Source organism: Streptomyces sp. NPDC088194 (assembly GCF_040702025.1).
Lineage (GTDB): Bacteria > Actinomycetota > Actinomycetes > Streptomycetales > Streptomycetaceae > Actinacidiphila.
Window position 1 is genome coordinate 117,045 of record NZ_JBFBIV010000002.1, and the last position, 20,655, is coordinate 137,699.

A 20,655-nucleotide genomic window follows, 5' to 3' on the forward strand; every position below is an offset into this window, starting at 1 on the left:
CTGGTAGCAGTCCCGGGCCGCGCGTCCGGTGCCCGTTTCCGCCCCGTCCCGCCGGGCCCGTGCCCGGTTCCGCCCGGTCACGGGACCAGGCCGCAACCCGGTCCCGTCAAATCCGGTACACGGTCCGGCTCGGGCCCGCCGCGTCGCACTCCGTGCCGGGGCGGGCCGTCGTCAGCCGACCATCCGGATCACCGAGGGCGCGGTCTCGTCACCGAGCAGCCGCCGTACCTCCTGTGCCTCCGGAGAGCCGAGCGCCACGTACATGCCCAGCGCGTCGTGCCAGCATGCGTGCGCTCGTACGAGCTGGCCCATGTCGGCGAGCGCGCGGCCGAGCACGGTGAGTACGTTGGCGGTGCGCCACTCACCGCCGACCTCGCGCTGGATGACCAGGGCCTGTTCGGCCGCGGCCGCCGACCGCAGGCTGTGGCCGGCCGCCCGGTGCGCCTCGGCCAGCCGGTAGAGCGCCATGCCCTCCCAGAACTGCTGCCGGGCGTCGCGGAAGATCTCCACCGCCTCGTTCAGGCGGGCCACCGCCTCGTCGATGCGTCCGGCGGCGGTCAGCGCGACGGCGACGGCGTACAGCCCGTTGCCGAGCCGGAAGCCGACGTTCAACTCCCGGTAGACGGCGAGCGCCTGCTGGCTGTTGGCCACCGCCGCGTCGGAGTCGCCGAGGCTCAGCTGGGCGCGGGACAGGTTGCTGAGGGCGGACGCCTCACCGTGCCGGTTGCCGTCGGAGCGGAACGCCTCCAGGGCGGCCTCGTGGTATTCGGTGCAGACGTCGAAGCGTTGCGCCTGGTGCGCGATGATGCCGCGCAGGTTCGGCGCGTAGCTGCAGGTGACGGGGTCCTCGGCGGCCAGCCCGACGACCATCGCGCGCCGCGCTTCCTCGTCGGCGGCGGCGAAACGGGCGGTCATCCGCAGGAGTTGGGCGACCAGCACCCTGGCCCGGCCCTCGACCAGGGCGTCACCGCAGGCGTTCGCGGTGGCCACGACCGCGTGTGCGGCCTGTTCGTACTGCCGGGCGTAGATCCCCGACTCCATCAGGTCCTGGGCGGCCCACAGCAGGTCCGTCGCCTTGCGCATCAGGCCGCCGCAGCCGTCGTCGGCCGACTGCTCGACGGCCGCCAGCAGGACCTGGGCCTCGGCGAACAGCCACTCCAGCCCGGCTTCGCGGGAGTCGAAGGCCATGCCGGGCAGGGAGGTTACGGCGAGGTGGTCCAGCACCCGGTCACCGGGGTTCTCCAGCGCGTAGACGGCCGTGGCCGAGGCGAGGTAGAAGTCCAGCAGCCGGGACAGCGCCGAGCAGCGCTCCTGCTCGGTCTCGTCACGCTCGGCGCACTCGCGCGCGTACAGCCGCAGCAGGTCGTGGAAGCGGTAACGGGCCGGCGCCGCCGACTCGATGAGGCTTATGTCGACCAGTGTCTCCAGCAACTCCTCGGCCGTGTACGGGTCGAGGTCCAGGACGGCGGCGGCCGCGTCCAGCGAGATGTCGGGGCCCTCGGGGAGGGACAGCAGCCGGAAGGCGCGGGCCTGCTGGGGCGACAGGTGGCCGTAGCCGAGCGCGAAGGTGGCCTTGACGGCGAGGTCGCCGGCCCGCAACTCGTCCAACCGGCGGCGCTGGTCGGCGAGTTTGCGGGCCAGCACGGAGACGGTCCAGGTGCGGCGGGCGGCCAGCCGGGCAGCGGCGATCCGGATCGCCAGCGGGAGGAAGCCGCAGGCGCCCACCACGGCGAGCGCGGCCTGCCGTTCACCGGCCACCCGCTCCTCGCCGACGATCCGGCTGAAGAGCTGGAGGGCCTCCTCGGGCGACATCACGTCGAGGTCGACCAGGTGCGCGCCTTCCAGGTCGACCATCCGCATCCGGCTGGTGACCAGAGCGGCGCAGCCGGGCGTGCCGGGCAGCAACTGCCTTATCTGCGCGGCGTCGTAGGCGTTGTCGAGCAGGGTGAGGACGCGGCGGCCGTCGAGGGTGGAGCGGTAGAGCGCGGCGCGCTCGGCGAGCGAGTCGGGGATGGCGGGGTTGGGAACGCCCAACGCCCGCAGGAACGCGCCGAGTACGGCCTCGGGCTCGGCCGGGCGCGGTTCGGTGCCCTGCAGGTCGACGTACAACTGCCCGTCGGGGAAGGCGTCCCGGACCGCGTGCGCGACGTGCACCGCGAGGGTGGTCTTGCCGACGCCGCCGATCCCGGCCACGGCGGAGACCGCCATCACCCCGCCCTCCTTGCCCTGCTCGGTGGCCAGGGCGAGTTGGCGGCCGAGTTCGTCGGCGACGGCGCGGCGGCCGGTGAAGTCGGGCACGCTCGCGGGAAGTTGCGCGGGGCGGACGATCTCGGGGGTGCCGGCGTGCGCGGAGACCGGCGCGGCCAGGTCCGGGTCGGCCTCCAGGATGCGCTGGTGCAGGTCGCTGAGTTCGGCGGAGGGGTCGATGCCGAGCTCGTCGGCGAGCAGGCGGCGGGTGTCGGCGTAGACGCCCAGCGCCTCGGCCTGGCGCCCGCTGCGGTACAGCGCGAGCATCAGCAGGACGCGCAGCCGCTCGCGCAGCGGGTGTTCCGCGGAGACCGCGGTGAGTTCGGAGACCGCCTCGGCGTGCGCGCCCAGTTCCAGGTCGAGTTCGAGGCGTGCCTCGATCAGGCCGACCCGCCACTCGGCCAGCCGGGAGCGCTGCGTCTCCGCGTACGGCCCGGGCAGGCCGGCCAGCGGTTCGCCGTGCCACAGGTCGAGGGCGGCCGCCAGCAGGCGCCGGGCGTGCTCGGGGTCGCTCGCCTTCGCCTTCTCCGCGTCGGCGGCGAGACGTTCGACGACGGTGTAGTCCAGGGCGTCGGGCGCGACGTGCAGGGCGTAGCCGCCGGAGTCGGTGACCAGCGCCTTGGGGCCGAGCGCCTTGCGCAGCCGGAAGGCGTACGAACGCAGCGCGGCGAGCGCGGTGTTGGGCGGGCTCTCGCCCCAGACGGCGTCGAGCAGTTCGGACGCGGAGGCGGTGCGGCCACCGCGCAGCAGCAGCGCGGCGAGCACCGCCCGCTGCTGTGGCGCCCCGGTGCCGATCGGGACGTCGCCGCGCCAGGCACGCACCGGGCCCAGCACCGCGAAGCGCAGGCCGCCCGGGTCCGTGCTGCTTTCCATCGTCTGCCCCCTGGATCGCCCATGTGCACATGCCGGGTGCGTCCCCGAGCCCGGCGCTCCGCGCGTATATCTATCGTTCATCGCTGGACGGAACAGTTCTCTGCATGACATGCGGAGCCGAAAGTTCGGCCCCGTCCGTGCCAGTTTGCCGTGTCGGGCGGCCGAGGTCACCCCGTGCATGGTGCCGATCCGGCCTCGTGCCGAATGTTGGGCCGAATTCGAGGTTCTGTCTGTGCGTGCGCGGAGGTTGTGTTGTGTGGGACAGGTTCACACCTATGTGTGTCCTGCGAACGGGCGGGTGACAGAGACATGCGGGTGTCGGGCAAAAACGATTCGGCGGATTCTTCGGTTTCAGGAGGATTGCGCCGGGAAACAACACTTGTGTCCGGTGCGGTGCTCTCCTGGCCGTCGTTGCACGGGACATCCACGCTCCCGGGGACGGGACCCGTACCGCCCGCACCCACCGGGACGGATACGGTGACCCGCGGCGGCGGGAAGCACAGCCGGCGCCGGCGGGGGCGCGGCGGTGGTTCCCACACCACCCTGGGCGAAGGCGGGCGCCTGCCCGGCCCGTTGCTCCGGCAGCGGGCCGAGCACCGGCCGCAGGGCATACCCGCGCTGCCCTACGGAGACAGCGCGCCGACGACCGGTACCGCCGGGTGCAGCTTCGCCGAGCTGGACCGACGGGCCCGGGCGGTCGCCGCGCGGCTGGGCAGCGTGCTGCAACCGGGCAGCCGCGTCATGCTCGTCTACCCGCAAGGGCCCGACCTCGCGGGCGCGTTCCTCGGCTGCCTGTACGCGGGTATGTCCGCGGTGCCGCTCGTGCTGTCCTCGCCCGGGGCGACGAGTTCGGTGGCCCACGCGGTGCGGCGCTGCGACCCGGCGATGGTGCTCACCGGCACCGACACCTGGACGCCGCTGGCGGTCGACCGGACGCGGGTCGAGGTGGTCGAGGCGGATGGCGTCCATGTCTCCGGCGAACCGGTGTGGCGGCTCGCGCAGAACTGGCGGCCGGTGGGCGTGCTGCGCGGCGCGCCCGCCTACCACCGGTACCACGATGACGGGGCGGTGGGCGGTCGGCTGGAGCCGGCGATGTCGCACGGCGATCTCACCGAGGTGATGGACGAGTTGGCCCAGGCGGTGCGGCTCGGCACCGACGAGGAGAACGTCGGCTGGATCGCCGCGGTGCACGGCGTGGAGGATGCCGTGTGGCGCATCCTGCTGCCGATCCGGATCGCGGTGTAGTGGTCGGCGCGATGCGCGGACGGCAGCAGGAGCGCCCGGACGGATGAGCACGGATCAGAACGGATGAGAAGGGCAGGAGGAACGGAGACGAGGGGGCGGTGCCGCGGGGGGCTGCGCCGCGAAGGGGTGTGCGAAGGGGTTATCGGCGGCCGAGCCAGATCGGGTTGGTGAGCGCGACGGCCGGTCCGGGCAGGCCGGAGGTGTCGCCTGCCGCCGTGGGGTGCCGTACTTCCGCGCGCACATAGGACGCCAGCGACGCGGTGGTGGTCCACTCCACGGCACCGGAGGCGGGCAGGACCTGTCCGACGACCTGGCCCTCGTCGGTGAGCAGCCGCAGCAGGGAGCCGGCCGGCACACCGGCGACCTGGAGGCGGACGGTCACCTCGGCGTCCGCGGCGACCTGCAACCGGTCGCCGATACCGGCGTGTTCGCCGTGCGGGCCGGTGGCGGACAGGGAGAGCCGGACATCGGCGTTCTCGGCGATCCAGGAGTGCCCGGCGCGGATGCCGGCCTGCAGGGAGCGGCGGTCGAGGCCGTCGGCGAGCACCACTGTCTGCGGCAGGCCGACGACGTCGGGGTCGCGGTGGGCGTCGGAGTTGCCCATCGCCGGCAGCCATTGGCCGTCGCCGCGCCGGGCCGCACCGGTGAGCAGGTTGTCCCAGGTGAGCAGGGAGGCTTCGTCGTCGGCGGTCCAGGGGCCGTTCCAGACCTCGATGGCGTCGACGTTGTCGTAGCCGAACTTCCACTGGCTGGCGAGGCTGGTGCCGTACGGGTGGGCGGGCACCACGATGCCGCCGGCCCGGCGGATCTGCCGGGCGAAGCGGTCGAAGGCGTCGTCGCGGGCCCGGTAGCGCCAGTCGATCCACTCGCCGCCGTCCAGGCCGATCGCGAGGTAGTGGCCGTTGCGGGTGGTGATCTCCTCACCGGTGAGGATGAGCAGGTCGTCGCCGGCCAGCGGGCCGAGCAGCGGGTGCGCGGAAGAGGTGTTGTGGTCGCTGGAGTTGATGAAGTCGAGCTTCGCCGCCCGGGCGAGCGCGGCCAGTTGCTCCAGGGTGCGCTTGCCGTCGGAGTGCACGGTGTGCAGGTGGCAGTCGCCGCGGTACCAGCCGCGGCCGCGGCCGCGCACCTGCTCCGGCGGGTAGTCGGGCACGGGGGTGGTGCCGCGGTCGCCGAAGGTGAGGGTGACGGTCACCGAGTAGTCCAGGCCCTGCGGCGCGACCGTGTACGGGCCGAGCACCACATGCCAGGTGCCCGCCTCGACCGGTCCGGGCAGGTAGCCGGGCGTCGCCTGCTCCGCGCTGATCGAGAACTCCGTGCGCGCTCCGCCCGACCAGCCGCGGAAGCCCCGGCCGCCCAGGTCCGTGCCGTGCTGGTCGAAGATGCCGATGTCGCAGGCGTTGCCGAGCAGCCCGGCGGGCACGTCGGGCCGGTCGTAGGTGTACGACACGGCGATCTGCCGTACGCCGCGCGGCACGTTCAGCGGCAGGTACACGAAGTCGGCCACGCCGGTGGGCAGGTGGCCGGTGAGGGTACGGGTCACCTCGGTGCCGTCAGCGGGTGTCGGGGAGCCGGCCGCGGGGTCCTGGCCTGAGCCGGGGCCCGCGCCGGAGTCGGAGGCGGCGGCGAAGTCCACGGGGGCCAGCGTAAGGACGCCGGCCGCACCCGCGCTCGCGGAGAGCTTCAGTACATCTCGTCGGTCCATGGCGTCCACGGTCGGGGGTCCGGGTGAAGGGTGCGTGGCCGGGCCTGGTGCGCCCGGGGGCGGAAGGCGGCGGGATCGGTGTGGCGGTACGGCCGTTCGGGTGAGTGGAGCGCACGTCGGAGCGGGCCCGGCCCGTACGCCGGGACGGCCGTGGGCTTGTGCGCCCGGGTGCGCCTCGGCACGCTCGCCCACGTGCACATGCACATGCCAACCCCTCGCCCCGGGCGCGTGATCGTACGACCCGCACGCGCAGGGCCGTATGCGGTGGGAAAGCGCGGCGCGCCCCTCGTGGGCTGCGTGATCCGTGCCGCGCGCCACCGCGGCAACTGCGCTGCCGTGCGGGCGAATTCGCCGCAGCGCCGCCGTCCCGTCGCCCGCGGTTCACCGTGCGGCCCGCGCCGGGCTGCTGAAGTCCTTCCGGAAGAAGCTGAGTTGCGGGTCGGAGGAGGAGACGTGAGCGGTCGTACGAGAGCCACGGCGGGGCCGACGGACAGCGGGGCACGGGCGCGGGCACGGGTGAGGGCGCGGGTGCGGGCCGGGGGAGCGGCGGTCGTGACGTTCGCGGCGCTGGCCGGCGGTCTGGCGGGGGCATCGGCGGCGGTGGCGCGGGACGCCGGCGGCCTGCCGTACTCCCAAGTGGAGCAGGTGGCACGGGGAGTGACGTACGGGCAGTTCTCGGTGGACGGCGGGAAGGGCGCCGTGACCGGGTACATGCTGACCGTCGACCTGTCCGACCCGCGGGTGCGGGTGGACCTGCTGACGCCCGGTGCGGTGGCCGACCGGGCACCCGTGTCCCAACTCGCCGACTCCGCCCGGGCGGTGGGCGCCGTCAACGGCGACTTCTTCAACATCAGCGAGGAGCACGCCGGCGTCACCCCGACCGGCTCCTCCGACGGCCCGGAGATCGCCGCGGGCCGGGCGCTGAAGGCAGCGGTGCCGGACGCGCAGCGGTTCGGCCCGGCGATGCCGCCCGGCGGGACCACGCGGGACGTGCTCGGCGTCGGCGTGGACCGCAGGGCCCGGCTGGACCGGCTCACCCTCGCCGGCAGCGTCCGTACCCGGCAGGGCAGTCACCCGCTCGGCGGCTTCAACCAGTACGCGCTGCCCGAGGGCGGCATCGGCGCGTACACCGCCGGGTGGGGCACCGTCTCCCGCGAGCGCGCCGTCTGCGGCTCCGACACCTCCCGCGCCGCGGCGTGCAGCACCGACACCTACGAGGTGACCGTGCGCGGCGGCCGGGTCACCGCCGTGGCCGACACCCCCGGGCAGGGCGCGATCGCGCCGGGCAGCACCGTGCTGGTCGGGCGGGACGCGGGCGCGGACACCCTGCGCACGCTGCACGTCGGAGACCGCGCGGACGTCGGCGAGCGCCTCGTCCCGACCGCGTCGCACGTGCCGTACGCCTTCGCGGTGGGCGGCTTCCCGGTGCTGCGCGACGGCGCCCCGCTGCCCGGGCTCGACGCGAAGACGGCCGCGGTGCGGACCGCCGCGGGCTTCGGCGACCACGGCCGCACGCTCTACCTGCTCGCGCTCGACGGGACCGCGGCCGCCGACCCGGGCCTGACCGTCGCCGAGGTCGCCGACGTGATGCGGCAGGCGGGCGCCGACGACGCGGTCAACCTCGACGGCGGCGGCTCCACCACGCTGGTCACCCGCGCCCCGGGGGACCCGGCCGCCACCGTGCGCAACCACCCCTCGGGCGTGGCCGAGCGCCCGGTCGCCAACGCGGTCGGGGTGTTCAGCGCCGGCCACTGAGCCGGCGGGGAGCCGGCCGCCGGTCCGCGGGCCGTGGAGCCGGCTCCCTGGAGGGGCGGCACAGTGCGCTGCGCGTACGCCGGAGCGCATTTGGCACTCCTGTATGGCACCCGGCGTACGCCCCCTGACCCTCTCCTGAGCCCCACCTGACCCACGCCTGCCCCCGCCCGCCCCTGCCTGCTCCTCTCCAACCCCGGCCCAACTCCCGGCCCGCCCCCACCGCCCCGACCGCCCCCCCGGCCCGCCCGACTGACCGAAGCGACCGAAGCGACCGACCGAAGCGACCGGCCCAATCCGCCCCAACCGACTCACCCGCCCCGCCCCGTACCGGGAGAAACCCCGGAAAACGCCGGAAAAGACGGCCCTTCGCGGACAACCCCGCACCTACCCTCGGCCCCCCTTCCGCTCTCGGTTTCGTCGGATATCGTGCGGCGCAGCACGGGATCGGATCGGGTGATGTTCGAAGGGGAGCGCATTGACCGCTGTCTGGGGACGCGCGCAGCAGCAGGACTTCCGCAGCCGGGTGCGCGGCTGCCTGCTCGGCGGTGCGATCGGCGACGCACTCGGCGCCGGCGTGGAATTCGAGTCGCTCGAGGCCGTCCTCAACACCCACGGCCCCGACGGCGTCACCGACTACGTGCCCGCGTACGGCAGACGCGGTGCCATCACCGACGACACCCAGATGACGCTCTTCACGGTCGAGGGCCTGATCCGCGCCCAGGTCCGCCGCGACACCGGCGCCTGGCACCCGCCGACCGACATCCACCGCGCCTACCTGCGGTGGGCCGCCACCCAGAACGAGTGGGGCCCCGACGAGCGCCGCAAGGACACCGGCTGGCTGGCCCGCGAGGAGTGGCTGTACGCGCGCCGCGCGCCCGGCGGCGCCTGCCTCAGCGGCCTGTCCGACGACCGGATGGGCACCCTGGAGGAGCCGAAGAACCCGGGCTCGAAGGGGTGCGGCGGGGTGATGCGGTCCGCGCCGTTCGGCCTGCTGGTCGGGTGGGAGCCGCAACTCGTCTTCCAGCTCGCGGTCGAGTGCGCCGCGCAGACCCACGGCCACCCCACCGGGCAGCTCGCCTCGGGCGCGTTCGCGGTGATCGTGCACGGGCTGGCCCGCGGCGAGGCGCTGGACGGTTCCGTGCAGCACGCCCTCGCCCTGCTGGGCGCCCGCCCGGGCCACCAGGAGACCACCGACGCCCTCCAGAGCGCGCTGGGCGCGGTACGCCAGGGCCTGCCGTCGCCGCAGCGGGTCGAGGCGCTGGGCGAGGGCTGGACCGCCGAGGAGGCGCTGGCGATCGGCGTCTACTGCGCGCTGGTCGCCGAGGACGTCAGGCACGGGCTGCTGCTGGCGGTCAACCACTCCGGCGACAGCGACTCCACCGGGTCGATCTGCGGCAACCTGCTGGGCGTCCAGCACGGCGAGACCGCGCTGCCGCCCGCCTGGATCGCCGAGTTGGAGGGGCGGGCCACCATCCTCCAGCTCGCGGACGACTTCGCGATGGAGATGACCCAGTCCCCGGCGCTGCACGGCCCGTCCGGCGCGAGCCCGGCGTGGCTGGACCGCTACCCGGCGGCCTGACCGCGGCGGTGCGGGGCGGGGCGCGGGCGGCCACGGACCGGCACCCGGTACGGCCGTACCCGTGCGTGGCGGTCGGTACGCCCACTGTGTGCGGCGCCTCGCGGGCCGGATGCCCGCATCGTGGAAAGTAGCTGGACACAGCAACGATTCTTCGTAGGCTGCACGCCATGACGACCAGCCTCCGCGGAGCACCCCCCGAACTCGCCGGCCGCGCCCGCTCGGTGGGTTCCTCGCCGGTACGCGAGATCCTCGCGCTGACCGCGCGGCCGGAGGTGATCTCCTTCGCGGGCGGGCTGCCCGCGCCGGAACTGTTCGACGCCGAGGGGCTGCGCCAGGCGTACGACCGGGTGCTCGCCGAGCGCCCCGGCCAGGTGCTCCAGTACTCCACCACCGAGGGCGACCCGGACCTGCGCGCCGCCATCGCGGCCCGGCTGTCTGGGCGCGGCCTGCCGACCGAGCCGGACGACCTGCTGGTGACCGGCGGCTCGCAGCAGGGGCTGAGCCTGGTCGCCACCGCGCTGCTGGAGCCCGGCGACACCGTGCTGGTGGAGAACCCGACCTACCTCGCCGCGCTGCAGTGCTTCGGCCTCGCCGGCGCCCGGGTGGTCCCGGTGCCCACCGACGCCGACGGGGTGCTGCCCGACGCGCTGGAGGAGCTGGTGCGGCGCGAGCGGCCCAAGCTGCTCTACCTGGTGCCCAACTTCCAGAACCCCACCGGCCGTACGCTCCCGGCCGAGCGGCGCAGCGCGGTCGCCGGGATAGCCGGGCGGCACGGGCTGTGGATCGCCGAGGACGACCCGTACGGGGAGTTGCGCTTCGAGGGGGCGCACCAGCCGCAGATCGCGTCGTACGACGCCGCGGCCGACCGCACCATCCTGCTCGGCAGCTTCTCCAAGGTGATGGCCCCCGGGCTGCGGCTGGGCTGGCTGCGTGCTCCGGCCGGCTTCCGCCGGGCCTGCGTGATCGCCAAGCAGTCCGCCGATCTGCACACATCGACCGTCGACCAGGCCGCCGTCGCCCGCTATCTCGCCGACCGCGACCTGGACGCGCACCTGGACCGGGTCCGGGCGGCCTACCGTATCCGGCGCGACGCGCTGGTGGCCGGGCTGGCGGACGCGCTGCCGGCCGGCTCCGGGTGGAACCGGCCCGAGGGCGGCATGTTCCTGTGGGTGCGACTGCCCGAAGGGCATGACGCCACCGCGCTGCTGTCCGTCGCGGTCGGCCACGACGTCGCCTACGTGCCCGGCGCGCCGTTCTTCGCCGCCGACCCCGATCCGGCGGCGCTGCGGATGTCCTTCACCACGCACACCGCGGCGGAGATCGGCGAGGGGCTGGCGCGCCTCGCCAAGGTGTTCCGGCCGTAGGAGCGCGGCTGCGACCGCTCGTGCCGGTCCTCTCCTTCCTGTACGGCCGCCCGGAACTCCCGCGTCCCGGGCGGCCGTTCCGTCATGCCGCGCGCCAGGGCGCGGGGGTGCGGACGTCCGGCGAAGTGCCCGCTCATCGTCGGTTCGGCGGGCGGGTCGTCACAATGCCAAGCTGAGCAAAGAACGAGTAAAATCGTTCTGCTTTCTGACCTGAGTTCAGGTTCATGAACGACCTAGCCCTTGACCGGTACCCCGGAACAAGGGTTCAATCCCCCAAGTCCCCACTCCCGCAAGGGGGCGACCCCGCCCGAGCGAGCGGCACGGCGAAGCGCCCTCACGTTCACAAGGCGGACCCCCGGGAGGGGACATGAACAGTCTCGACTGGACCGTTCTCATCGCGTACTTCGGCGTGATGGTCGTGATCGGCCTGTGGTCCCACAAACGCGTCGACGACGTCGGGGACTACTTCACGGCCGGCGGACGGATGCCCTGGTGGCTGTCCGGCATCTCGCACCACATGGCCGGCTACAGCGCGGTGATGTTCACCGGATACGCGGGCATCTCCTACCAGTACGGCTTCACGTCCTATGCCACCTGGGCGTTTCCGATCGCGATCGGGGTCGGCATCGGCGCCAAGCTGTTCGCGCCCCGGCTGAACCGGATGCGCTCGCGGCTGCACGTCGCCTCACCGCTGGAGTACCTCAAGGACCGCTACAACCTCACCACCCAGCAGGCGCTGGCCTGGTCCGGGGTGCTGCTCAAGATCGTGGACGTGGGCGCCAAGTGGGCCGCGATCGCCACCCTGCTGTCGGTCTTCACCGGCATCACCATCACCCAGGGCATCGTGATCACCGGCGCGATCACCGCCGTCTACTGCACGGTCGGCGGCCTGTGGGCCGACGCGCTCACCGAACTCGGCCAGTTCGTCATCCAGTTGATCGCCGGCGTCGCGATGCTGGTGGCCACGCTGCGCCACATCGGCGGCATCAGCGGCATCTGGAACGTCTGGGACGAGCCCGCGCTGCGCCACCACGGCCACCCCACCGCCGGCCCGTACACGACCGTCTTCCTGCTGGCGTACCTGTTCATCAAGACCTTCGAGTACAACGGCGGGATGTGGAACCAGGCGCAGCGCTACATGGCGACGCCGTCGGCCCGTGAGGCGTCGCGCTCCGCCGCGCTGTCCTCGGCGCTGTGGTTCGTCTGGCCGCTGGTGCTCTTCTTCCCGATGTGGGTCGCGCCGCTGCTGGTGCACGCGAACAAGCCCGACGCGTCCGACTCCTACGCGCTGCTGAGCGAACGGCTGCTGCCGCACGGGCTGTTGGGCCTGGTGGTGGTCGGCTTCTTCTCGCACACCATGGCGATGTGCTCCTCGGACGCCAACGCGATCTCCGCGGTGATCACCCGGGACATCGCGCCCGCGGTCTCCCGGGGTGCGCGCGGCTGGACCACCCGGGTCGGCCTGTTCGCGGCGCGGATCACCACGCTGGTCTTCCTCGGGCTGTCCATGGCGGTGGCGACGCAGGTCAACTCGCCCACGTTCAAGGACATCATCACGGTGGTGATCAAGTGGGTGGCCGGGCTGGTCGGGCCGATCGCGATCCCGTTCATGCTCGGGCTGATGCGGCGCTTCCGCAGGTCGGGCCCGACCGCGGCGCTGACCAGCTGGGCGCTCGGCCTGCTCGCCTTCTACCTGCTCAACTACCCGGTGAACGACGCCGTGTCGGGCGGGGTGAACCTGGAGTACCAGATCGCCGGTCCGGTGGCGGTCTCACTGGTGCTGTTCATCGTGATCGGCTGGATCAAGCCGGAGGACACCCCCGAGCGGGACGCGATCATCGCGAAGGTGGACGCCGAGGGGGCGGCCGAGGCGGCCGGGGCGCCCGGTACGAAGGGCGCGGAAGGCGTCGAGGGTGCGGGCGGCACGGACGGCGCCGGCGACCCGCTGGGGCACCCGAAGCCCGCCACGGAGTGACGGGGTAGCGGCCGCCCGGAGACGGAGCGAGCCCCCTCGGCCAGGACGGCGGCCAGTCGAGAGGGCTCCTCTGCGGTGTGAGTGACGCTCGCGCGGTCGGTGTCAGCGCAGTTCGAACGCTCCGCCGTCCACGTCGGTGACGAAGGACGCCCACGCCTCGGGGGAAAAGGTGAGGACCGGACCCTGCGGGTCCTTCGAGTCGCGGACCACCACGGCCTCCACGGCGGGTGACTTGACCTCGACGCATGCGCCGTTGCCGGTCGAACGCGAGGACTTGGTCCAGGCGGGGGTGCTGCCCAGCTTGATAGCCATCTGTGCTCCGGTCTGTGCTGGTTGCGGTCGGCGCGGTATACGCCATTGACTGACGCATTCGACGCTACCGGCCAACATCAGGGCACGGAGAGGCCCTTCACCCGACTGGATGGCATATTCCCCTCAGGACTTCCGCATTGACCGGCCAGGGGCGTATGCTGCCCGCTTTCACCCGCCAACGGGGCTTTCCGGGGCGGAAGTTACGCGTAGCGCGCGGCCGCGTCGGTGATGAACGCCCGGGTCTGCTCGGCGCTCAGCGCCTGCGCGCGCAGGTGCTCGTACATCACGCTGTACGCCTGCACGTCGGTGTCCTTCTCCAGGTACAGGTCGCTGTTCACGCCCTCCAGGTACACCACGGTCGCGTCCGTGGTGTCGGTGAACTCCAGCACCGCGAACTGCCCGCTCAGACCCGGGTGCGCGCCCACGTCGAACGGCAGCACCTGCACGGTGACGTGCGGCAGGTGGCTCAACTCCACCAGCCTGGAGAGCTGTTCGCGCATGACCTGGTTGTCGCCGACCCGGCGGCACAGCGCGGCCTCGTCGACCACCGCCCACATCCGCAGCGGCGAGTCGGGGTCGGTGATCCGCTCCTGGCGGCGCATCCGCACGCTCACCCGCTTGTCGACCTGCTCGGTGGTGGCCTCCGGCAGGTTTCCCGCGATCATCGCGGCGGCGTACGCCGGCGTCTGCAACAGGCCCGGCACTACTTGGGGTTCGAAGACCCGCAGGCTCGCCGCCTCGGTCTCCAGCCCGATGTAGACGCTGTACGGGATGTCGCCGAAGGCGTGCCACCAGCCCTGCTGCCGGGACTCCTTGGCCATCTGCATCAGCGACTCGACGATCCGCACGTCCTCGACGCCGTAGACCCCGCACAGATCGCGTACGTCGCGCTGGCTGATGCTGCGGCGCCCGTTCTCCAGGCGGCTGATCTTCGACTGGGAGACCAGCAGCCGGGCCGCGACCTCCTCGGCCGTCATCCCCTTCTGCTCGCGGAGCTTGCGCAGCTCCGACCCCAACCGGCGTCGCCTGACGGTGGGGTTCACGTTCGCGACCACAGGGACTGCACCTCCACGCTGAACCGTACTGATGGTCAGCAGCCTGCCACTACCGGTCATCGCCGCGCTGGCGAATGGACGGACAACCTTGCAACCCCCGGTTGCCGGGGATTCGCTTGCCGGGGGAACCGGTCGCGGGGGAAGACGGCGGCGCGCGGGGCGGCGGCGGTCCGGACGATGTCCGGCACGTCGCCGCCCCGCGCGCCACAGCCGCTCCCGAACGCCCTTGGCCCCGGGCCGGATTCACGGTCGCGGTGCGTACTCCCGCCGAAAGGCCCGGAGAGCACCGCCACCGCCATGTGTACGGGTAGCAACCTGATGTGTACTGTGTGTCGCGTGAACGACATATGCTGTCGGCCTGCCGTCGGTCAGGTCACCGGGCTCCCGCCCGCGCCATCCCGCTGTGCCCCGCGGAGCGCTGCGCCTGGGCCGGCGGACGCTTCGGCTGCGCCGCCACCCCGTTCTGCACATCCATGACGGCGTGCGCCACGAGACCGCCCATCGGGTCGTACCTGATCAGGTCACGCAGGCGCGATCGTGATGACCGGCCCTCGTTGCCCGGGTACAGGTGCTTGCCGAGTCCCACGGCGTGGGCGAGCGCGGCGAGCGCCGCGGTCCGCGGGTCCGGCGGCACGCCGGTGCGGATCGCGCTGTCCAGCCGGGACCTGATCTCCCGGCTGACCGCGCTGTCGGTCGCCTGGTACCGCGTGGTCGGCAGCACCCCGCACATCTGACCCGGCACGGCGTGCACCATGCCGCACCGTTCCAGGTGTGCGAGATACGTCTGGCGCAACCCCAGCCGGGGCCCGCCGATCCAGTGGACGGCACGCACCGGGCTGCCGCGGCGTCGCAGCAGTTCGAGCGCGGAGTCCAGAGTCGGATCTCCTGTCGGCCGTGGGTGCACCACGGCTATACGATCCCCGTCAGGGGCTATCCGTCCGGCCAGGGCCAGCTCGACGAGCTGCGCCCCGGCGAGGCCGAGGTCGAGCGATTGCGGCTGCGCCGTGGTCCCGGTGGTCGGGTCCAGGGCGAGCAGCAACAGCTCTTCCGGAATTGTTCTGCGGCTCTTGCCCATCCATGCCTCCCCGCGTGGATGAATGACAGGGTGACGCCTCTCACACCGGCCTGTCGAGAGCGCCTTCGCCATATCGGCGGGAACCGGCTGGTATGTCGTTCTCGTCTACGGGGTGGATGGGGTGTCGCAGACGGCCTGCGCGCCTCTCGCGGGACACTTGCCAGTGTGGTCGAGGACCGGTAAAGGCGCCGTATCCGGCCGCTTTTGCCCGAGTGTGTGCATGAGTCATCACGATGTGTGGAGGAGGTCTGCGTGGCGGGCGACGCCCCCGGCAGGGAGCAGCAGCACGAGACGTCGGGGGAGCCGGGTATCCGCCCGGCCACAGATCCGAGGCTGGCGGTGTTCCGAGTGCCCATGGAGACGCCGGAGGCGCGGGCGACCGAGGGCGGTCCCGAGGAGCAGACGGCGGGCGACGCGGTGGACGCGCCGCCCTCGCACGCCCAGGACGACATCGAAGATCCCAGTTCAGAGCCCCGATCGCACCCGTCTGACGACGTTTCCGCGGAGCCGTCGGACGCCTCGTCCGCACGGTCCCGGGCGGGCGCGGTCGCTACGTCCGACGACGTAGCGACCGTGGACGCCGTGACCGATTCCGCGCCCCCCGCCGCACCTCCCGCGCCCCGTTCGGCGCAGGAGGAGAGCGGGAAAACGGAACCGAATCGTGACCAGACGGATGAGGCTGAGGAGGCCGCTGGGGCTGGTGGGGCCAGTGGGTCCGACGAGTCCGGGGCGGGTGGCGCCGAGGACGCGGGCGAGGACGCCGACGCGGAGGCGAACGAGGGCTCCGTCGGCTCCGACGGCGACTCCGACGCGGACTCCGCCGAGGACTCCGACGCGGACTCCGCCGAGGAGGAGGACGGTGCTCCGGTCGCCGCGGCGGAGGACGCCGAAGCCGCGGACGAGGCCGGGGCCGACGCTGATTCCGCCACCTTCACCTTCACCTTCAACGCCGCCGCCGCCTCCACCGCGAACACGGACTCCGCTGCCGACGCGGACGACAGCACCGCCACGGACGACGGCACCGCCACGGACGACGGCACCGCCACGGACGACGGCACCAATGCCGATGCCGATTCCGCTTCCCGTTCCGGTTCCGTCGCTGGAACGGGTGCAGAGGCTTCCCGGACGGCCGACGCCCGGGCGGGTGAAATCCCGTCCGCCGGCGCGGACATCAAGGACGGGCGCCCGGCCGACGCCCCAGCGCCCCCCTCCGCGCCCCCGGAGCGCCCTGGGCCGACGGTGAAGCCGCTCGTCTCCGACATCCCCGCGGAGTGGCCGGAAGAGCCGCAGAACGGCCGTCAGGCCCCTTCCAGCGGGTCCTCCGTGGCGTTCGGTGCTCCCGGCCGCCCGACGCGGGCCGAGACCGCGCCGCCGCGCCCGGCTCCGCTGCCCCCCGCGCAGCCCCCCGCCGCGCCCGCCAAGTCCGCTTCCGGACCCGCGGCGCCTTCCACTCCCCCCGCGCCCTCCGCCCCCGGCGGTGCCGACCGCTCCGCCGAGGAGGCCGCCGGCCCCGGGAGCACCCGCTCCATGCCGGTGCCGCCGCCCCCCGACAAGCAGCCGCTGAAGCTGCTCGCCGAGCTGACCAACACCCCGCCGCCGCCGGACACCGCGCTGCGCACCGTCGCACGCCGGTTCAAGATCTGGACGCCGCTGGTCGTGCTGCTCGCGATCGTCTTCGTCGTGGTCCAGGCGCTGCGCCCGCTGCCGTCTCCACACCTGTCGCTGACCGCGGCGCGGACGTACACCTTCGCCGGCACCCCGCTGCCGCAGACGATGCCGTGGCCGAACGAGGGCCAGGCGGTCGCCGAGGTCGAGGGGCTGGGCTCGCTCGGGGTGCACGGCACCCAGTCGCCCGTGCCGATCGCCAGCCTCACCAAGGTCATGACGGCGTACGTGATCCTGCACGACCACCCGCTCACCGGCAGCCAGGGCGGGCCGACGATCAAGGTCGACGCGCAGGCCGCGAAGGAGGCCGGGTCCGACGACCAGTCGACGGCGCCGGTCAAGGAGGGCCAGCGCTTCGACGAGCGGCGGATGCTCCAACTGCTGCTGGTCCCGTCGGGCAACAACATCGCCCGCCTGCTGGCGCGTTGGGACTCCGGCACGCAGGACGCCTTCGTCGCGAAGATGACCAAGGCGGCCGCGCAGCTCGGCATGACGCACACCACCTACACCGGCGCGAGCGGCATCGAGGAGACCACCGTCAGCACCGCGGTGGACCAACTCAAGCTCGCCCGCGAGGTGATGAAGAACGACGTGTTCCGCTCGGTGGTCGCCATGCCGAACGTGGACATCCCCGGCGTCGGCCGGATCTACAACAACAACAACGACCTGGTGAAGGTCGGCGTGGTCGGCATCAAGACCGGCTCCAGCACCCCGGCCGGCGGCGCGTTGATGTGGGCGGCGCACAAGACCGTCGACGGCAAGCAGCAGTTGGTGCTCGGCGTGGTGCTCCAGCAGCACGGCGGCACCACCGTGGACGACAGCCTCCAGACCGCGCTCGCCCGCAGCCAGGCGCTGATCGAGTCCGTGCAGGGCGGGCTCGGCTCGTCGACGATAGTGAAGAAGGGCACGGTCGTCGGCAAGGTCGACGACGGACTCGGCGGCAGCACCCCGGTCGTCACGGGCAAGGACCTCACGGCGATCGGCTGGGCCGGCATGAAGCAGGACCTCACGCTCGCGGCGGACGGCAGCGGCGTGCCGCACCACGCCGCGGCCGGCACGCAGGTGGGCACGCTCAGCTTCGGCAGCGGCTCGGCCCGTACGTCGGTGCCGGTGGTGTTGCAGAGCGACCTGGACGCGCCCGGCTTCGGGGCGAAGCTCACCCGGTTCTGAGCGTTCGTACGTCGTCCCCCGCTCGACCGCGTTCCTGCGGTCGGTCGGGGGACGACGTGTGTCAACGGCCTTGTCGCGAGCGGTGCGTGTCGGGCAGGCCAGGTGCGCGGGTCCGTCGCGCGGGTCCCTCGTACAGGTCCGTTGAGCGGTCAGGCGAGGGGTGAGAACCTGCGCAGGCGCAGGCTGTTGGCGACGACGAAGACCGAGGAGAAGGCCATCGCCGCACCCGCGATCATCGGGTCGAGCAGCCCGGCCGCGGCCAGCGGGATCGCCGCGAGGTTGTACGCGAACGCCCAGAAGAGGTTCACCTTGATGGTGCCGAGGGTGCGCCGCGCCAGCCGGATCGCGTCGGCCGCCACCAGCAAGTCGCCCCGTACGAGGGTGAGGTCGCCCGCCTCGATGGCCGCGTCCGTGCCGGTCCCCATCGCCAGCCCCAGGTCCGCCTGGGCGAGCGCGGCCGCGTCGTTGACGCCGTCGCCGACCATCGCCACCACCCGCCCCTGCTCCTGCAGCCGCCGGACGACGGCCACCTTGTCCTCGGGCAGGACCTCCGCGTGGACGTCCTCCCCGTCGATCCCCACCTGCGCGGCGACGGACCGGGCGACCTGCGTGTTGTCACCGGTGAGCAGGACCGGCCGCAGCCCGAGCGCCCGCAGCCGCCGTACCGCTTCCCGGCTGGTCGGCTTGACCGCGTCGGAGACCACGAGCACGGCCCTGGCCTGCCCGTCCCAGCCGACGGCGACCGCGGTGGCGCCGCGCTCCTCGGCGGCGGACTTGGCCGCGGCGAGCGCGGACGGCAGTTCCTGCGACCACTCGCGCAGCAGGCGCTCGCGGCCCACGAGCACCGCGTGCCCGTCGACGATGCCCTGCACGCCGAGCCCGGGCACGTTGGCGAAGTCCTCGGGCACCGGCAGGGTGCCGAGCCGCTCCGTCGCGCCGGCCGCGATCGCGCGGGCGATCGGGTGCTCGGAGGCGCCCTCCAGGGCGCCGGCCAGCCGCAGCACCGCGGCCTCGTCCTCGCCGTCCGCGAGGTGCACGGCGGTCAGCGTCATCGAACCGCTGGTGACCGTGCCGGTCTTGTCGAGCACCACGGTGTCCACGGCCCGGGTGGACTCCAGCACCTCGGGTCCCTTGATGAGGATGCCGAGTTGGGCGCCGCGCCCGGTGCCGACGAGCAGCGCGGTGGGCGTGGCCAGGCCGAGCGCGCACGGGCAGGCGATGATCAGGACGGCGACCGCCGCGGTGAACGCCGCCGTGGCGCCCTCGCCGAGCGCGAACCACACCACGAGCGTGCCGAGCGCCAGCGCGATCACCGCGGGCACGAACACCCCGGAGATCCGGTCGGCGAGCCGCTGGGCCGCCGCCTTCCCGTTCTGCGCGTCCTCCACCAGGCGGGCCATCCGGGCGAGTTGGGTGTCGGCGCCGACCTTCACGGCCTCGACCACGATCCGGCCGCCCGCGTTGACGGTAGCGCCGGTGACGGGCGAGCCGGGCCCGACCTCGACCGGCACCGACTCGCCGGTCAGCAGTGAGGCGTCGACCGCGGAGCCGCCCTCGCGGACCACCCCGTCGGTGGCGATCTTCTCGCCCGGGCGGACGACGAAGTGGTCGCCGACCGCCAACTCGCCGATGGGCACGCGTACTTCGACGCCGTCGCGGAGCACCGCCACCTCCTTCGCGCCGAGTTCGAGCAGGGCGCGCAGCGCGGCGCCGGCCCGGCGCTTGGCCCGGGCCTCGAAGTACCGCCCGGCGAGGATGAACGCGGTGACACCCGCGGCCGCTTCGAGGTAGATCTCGCTCGCACCGTCGCCACGGGAGATGGTGAACTCGAAGGGGTGGGTCATGCCGGGCATCCCCGCGTCGCCGAAGAACAGCGCCCACAGCGACCATCCGAAGGCCGCGAGGGTGCCGACCGACACCAGGGTGTCCATCGTCGCGGCGCCGTGCCGGGCGTTGGTGTACGCGGCGCGGTGGAAGGGCCAGCCGGCGTAGACCACCACGGGGGAGGCGAGGGTCAGCGCGAGCCACTGCCAGTTGGTGAACTGCAGCGCGGGCACCATGGACAGCAGGATCACCGGCAGGCCGAGGACGACCGCCGTGGTCAGGCGCTGGCGCAGCGTGGTGAGTTCGGGGTCGCCGGCGTCGGCGGGGCCGTTGCCTTCGGCCGCGGAGCCGGACGGTGCGCCCGGGTGCGCGGACGGCGCCGGGGCGGCCGGGGGAGCGGGCACCGCGGCGGTGTACCCGGTGGCCTCGACCGTCGCGATGAGGTCGCCCACCGCCACCTCGCCCGCGTACTCGACCCTGGCCTTCTCGGTCGCGTAGTTGACGCTCGCGGTGACCCCGTCCATCCGGTTGAGCTTCTTCTCGATCCGGGCGGCACAGGACGCGCAGGTCATGCCGCCGATCGCCAATTCGACCCGCTTTCCCGCGGGTTCGCTGTGCGTGTGTGCTGTGCTGGTCGCCACTGCTCACTCCCTGGTCGATCCGTGCGGCGTTCGATGTGCGCCCGGTGCGTGCGGCCCGCAGCCGTGCCCGCGGAGGCGGCCGGTCCGGTCGGGTCCGGCCCGGCCCGGTCAGGTCCGATCCGTCCGTACGTACGGTCCGTCCGGACGCGGTCCGCCGCGGGTGGGGCTGCTCG

12 protein-coding genes are annotated in these 20,655 nt (G+C 73.3%); 6 read left to right on the forward strand and 6 right to left on the reverse strand.

The window, feature by feature from the left end; genetic code table 11:
- Positions 1-171: 171 nt before the first annotated feature.
- The gene (locus tag AB0399_RS01435; protein ID WP_329368337.1) at positions 172-3,120 is read right to left on the reverse strand and encodes a BTAD domain-containing putative transcriptional regulator; all 2,949 of its coding nucleotides are present in this window, start codon (positions 3,118-3,120) and stop codon (positions 172-174) included.
- Positions 3,121-3,597: 477 nt separating this feature from the next.
- Between AB0399_RS01435 and AB0399_RS01440 the strand changes: the two genes are divergently transcribed.
- Positions 3,598-4,365, forward strand: a complete 768-nt coding sequence (locus AB0399_RS01440) for an AMP-binding protein (protein ID WP_329368338.1) — start codon at positions 3,598-3,600, stop codon at positions 4,363-4,365.
- 139 nt (positions 4,366-4,504) lie between these two features.
- Here AB0399_RS01440 and AB0399_RS01445 read toward each other — a convergent pair whose 3' ends face one another.
- Complete coding sequence (locus AB0399_RS01445) at positions 4,505-6,067, reverse strand: CehA/McbA family metallohydrolase (RefSeq protein ID WP_366409874.1); 1,563 nt, start codon at positions 6,065-6,067, stop codon at positions 4,505-4,507.
- Between the two features lie 552 nt (positions 6,068-6,619).
- On the opposite strand from AB0399_RS01445, the gene AB0399_RS01450 reads away from it, so the two are divergent.
- The 4 genes from AB0399_RS01450 (at position 6,620) to AB0399_RS01465 (ending at position 12,740) form a co-directional block, all read left to right on the forward strand.
- A complete protein-coding gene (locus AB0399_RS01450; protein ID WP_366409875.1) occupies positions 6,620-7,822 on the forward strand; it encodes a phosphodiester glycosidase family protein in 1,203 nt (400 codons plus the stop codon).
- A gap of 475 nt (positions 7,823-8,297) precedes the next feature.
- The gene (locus tag AB0399_RS01455; protein WP_328465042.1) at positions 8,298-9,401 is read left to right on the forward strand and encodes an ADP-ribosylglycohydrolase family protein; all 1,104 of its coding nucleotides are present in this window, start codon (positions 8,298-8,300) and stop codon (positions 9,399-9,401) included.
- A gap of 167 nt (positions 9,402-9,568) precedes the next feature.
- Entirely contained in the window at positions 9,569-10,765 is a 1,197-nt protein-coding gene (locus AB0399_RS01460; RefSeq protein WP_329368341.1) for a PLP-dependent aminotransferase family protein, read from the forward strand.
- Positions 10,766-11,132: 367 nt separating this feature from the next.
- Positions 11,133-12,740, forward strand: a complete 1,608-nt coding sequence (locus tag AB0399_RS01465) for a sodium:solute symporter family protein (protein ID WP_366409876.1) — start codon at positions 11,133-11,135, stop codon at positions 12,738-12,740.
- Positions 12,741-12,842: 102 nt separating this feature from the next.
- Here the strand turns inward: AB0399_RS01465 and AB0399_RS01470 are convergent, their stop codons facing one another.
- From AB0399_RS01470 to AB0399_RS01480, 3 genes are all read right to left on the reverse strand, one after another.
- Positions 12,843-13,052 carry a DUF397 domain-containing protein gene (locus tag AB0399_RS01470; protein ID WP_328465036.1) on the reverse strand — a complete coding sequence of 70 codons (210 nt, stop codon included), beginning with the start codon at positions 13,050-13,052 and terminating at the stop codon, positions 12,843-12,845.
- A 200-nt stretch (positions 13,053-13,252) separates the two neighbouring features.
- Positions 13,253-14,107 (reverse strand): helix-turn-helix transcriptional regulator, encoded by an 855-nt coding sequence (locus tag AB0399_RS01475; protein WP_328465034.1) that lies wholly within the window; start codon positions 14,105-14,107, stop codon positions 13,253-13,255.
- Between the two features lie 373 nt (positions 14,108-14,480).
- The gene (locus AB0399_RS01480) at positions 14,481-15,182 is read right to left on the reverse strand and encodes a GPP34 family phosphoprotein (RefSeq protein WP_328465032.1); all 702 of its coding nucleotides are present in this window, start codon (positions 15,180-15,182) and stop codon (positions 14,481-14,483) included.
- Between the two features lie 252 nt (positions 15,183-15,434).
- Between AB0399_RS01480 and AB0399_RS01485 the strand changes: the two genes are divergently transcribed.
- Positions 15,435-18,017: a D-alanyl-D-alanine carboxypeptidase gene (locus AB0399_RS01485; RefSeq protein ID WP_366409877.1), complete on the forward strand. Its 2,583-nt coding sequence runs from the start codon at positions 15,435-15,437 to the stop codon at positions 18,015-18,017.
- A gap of 149 nt (positions 18,018-18,166) precedes the next feature.
- Here the strand turns inward: AB0399_RS01485 and AB0399_RS01490 are convergent, their stop codons facing one another.
- The gene (locus AB0399_RS01490) at positions 18,167-20,482 is read right to left on the reverse strand and encodes a heavy metal translocating P-type ATPase (RefSeq protein WP_366409878.1); all 2,316 of its coding nucleotides are present in this window, start codon (positions 20,480-20,482) and stop codon (positions 18,167-18,169) included.
- Positions 20,483-20,655 lie beyond the last annotated feature (173 nt).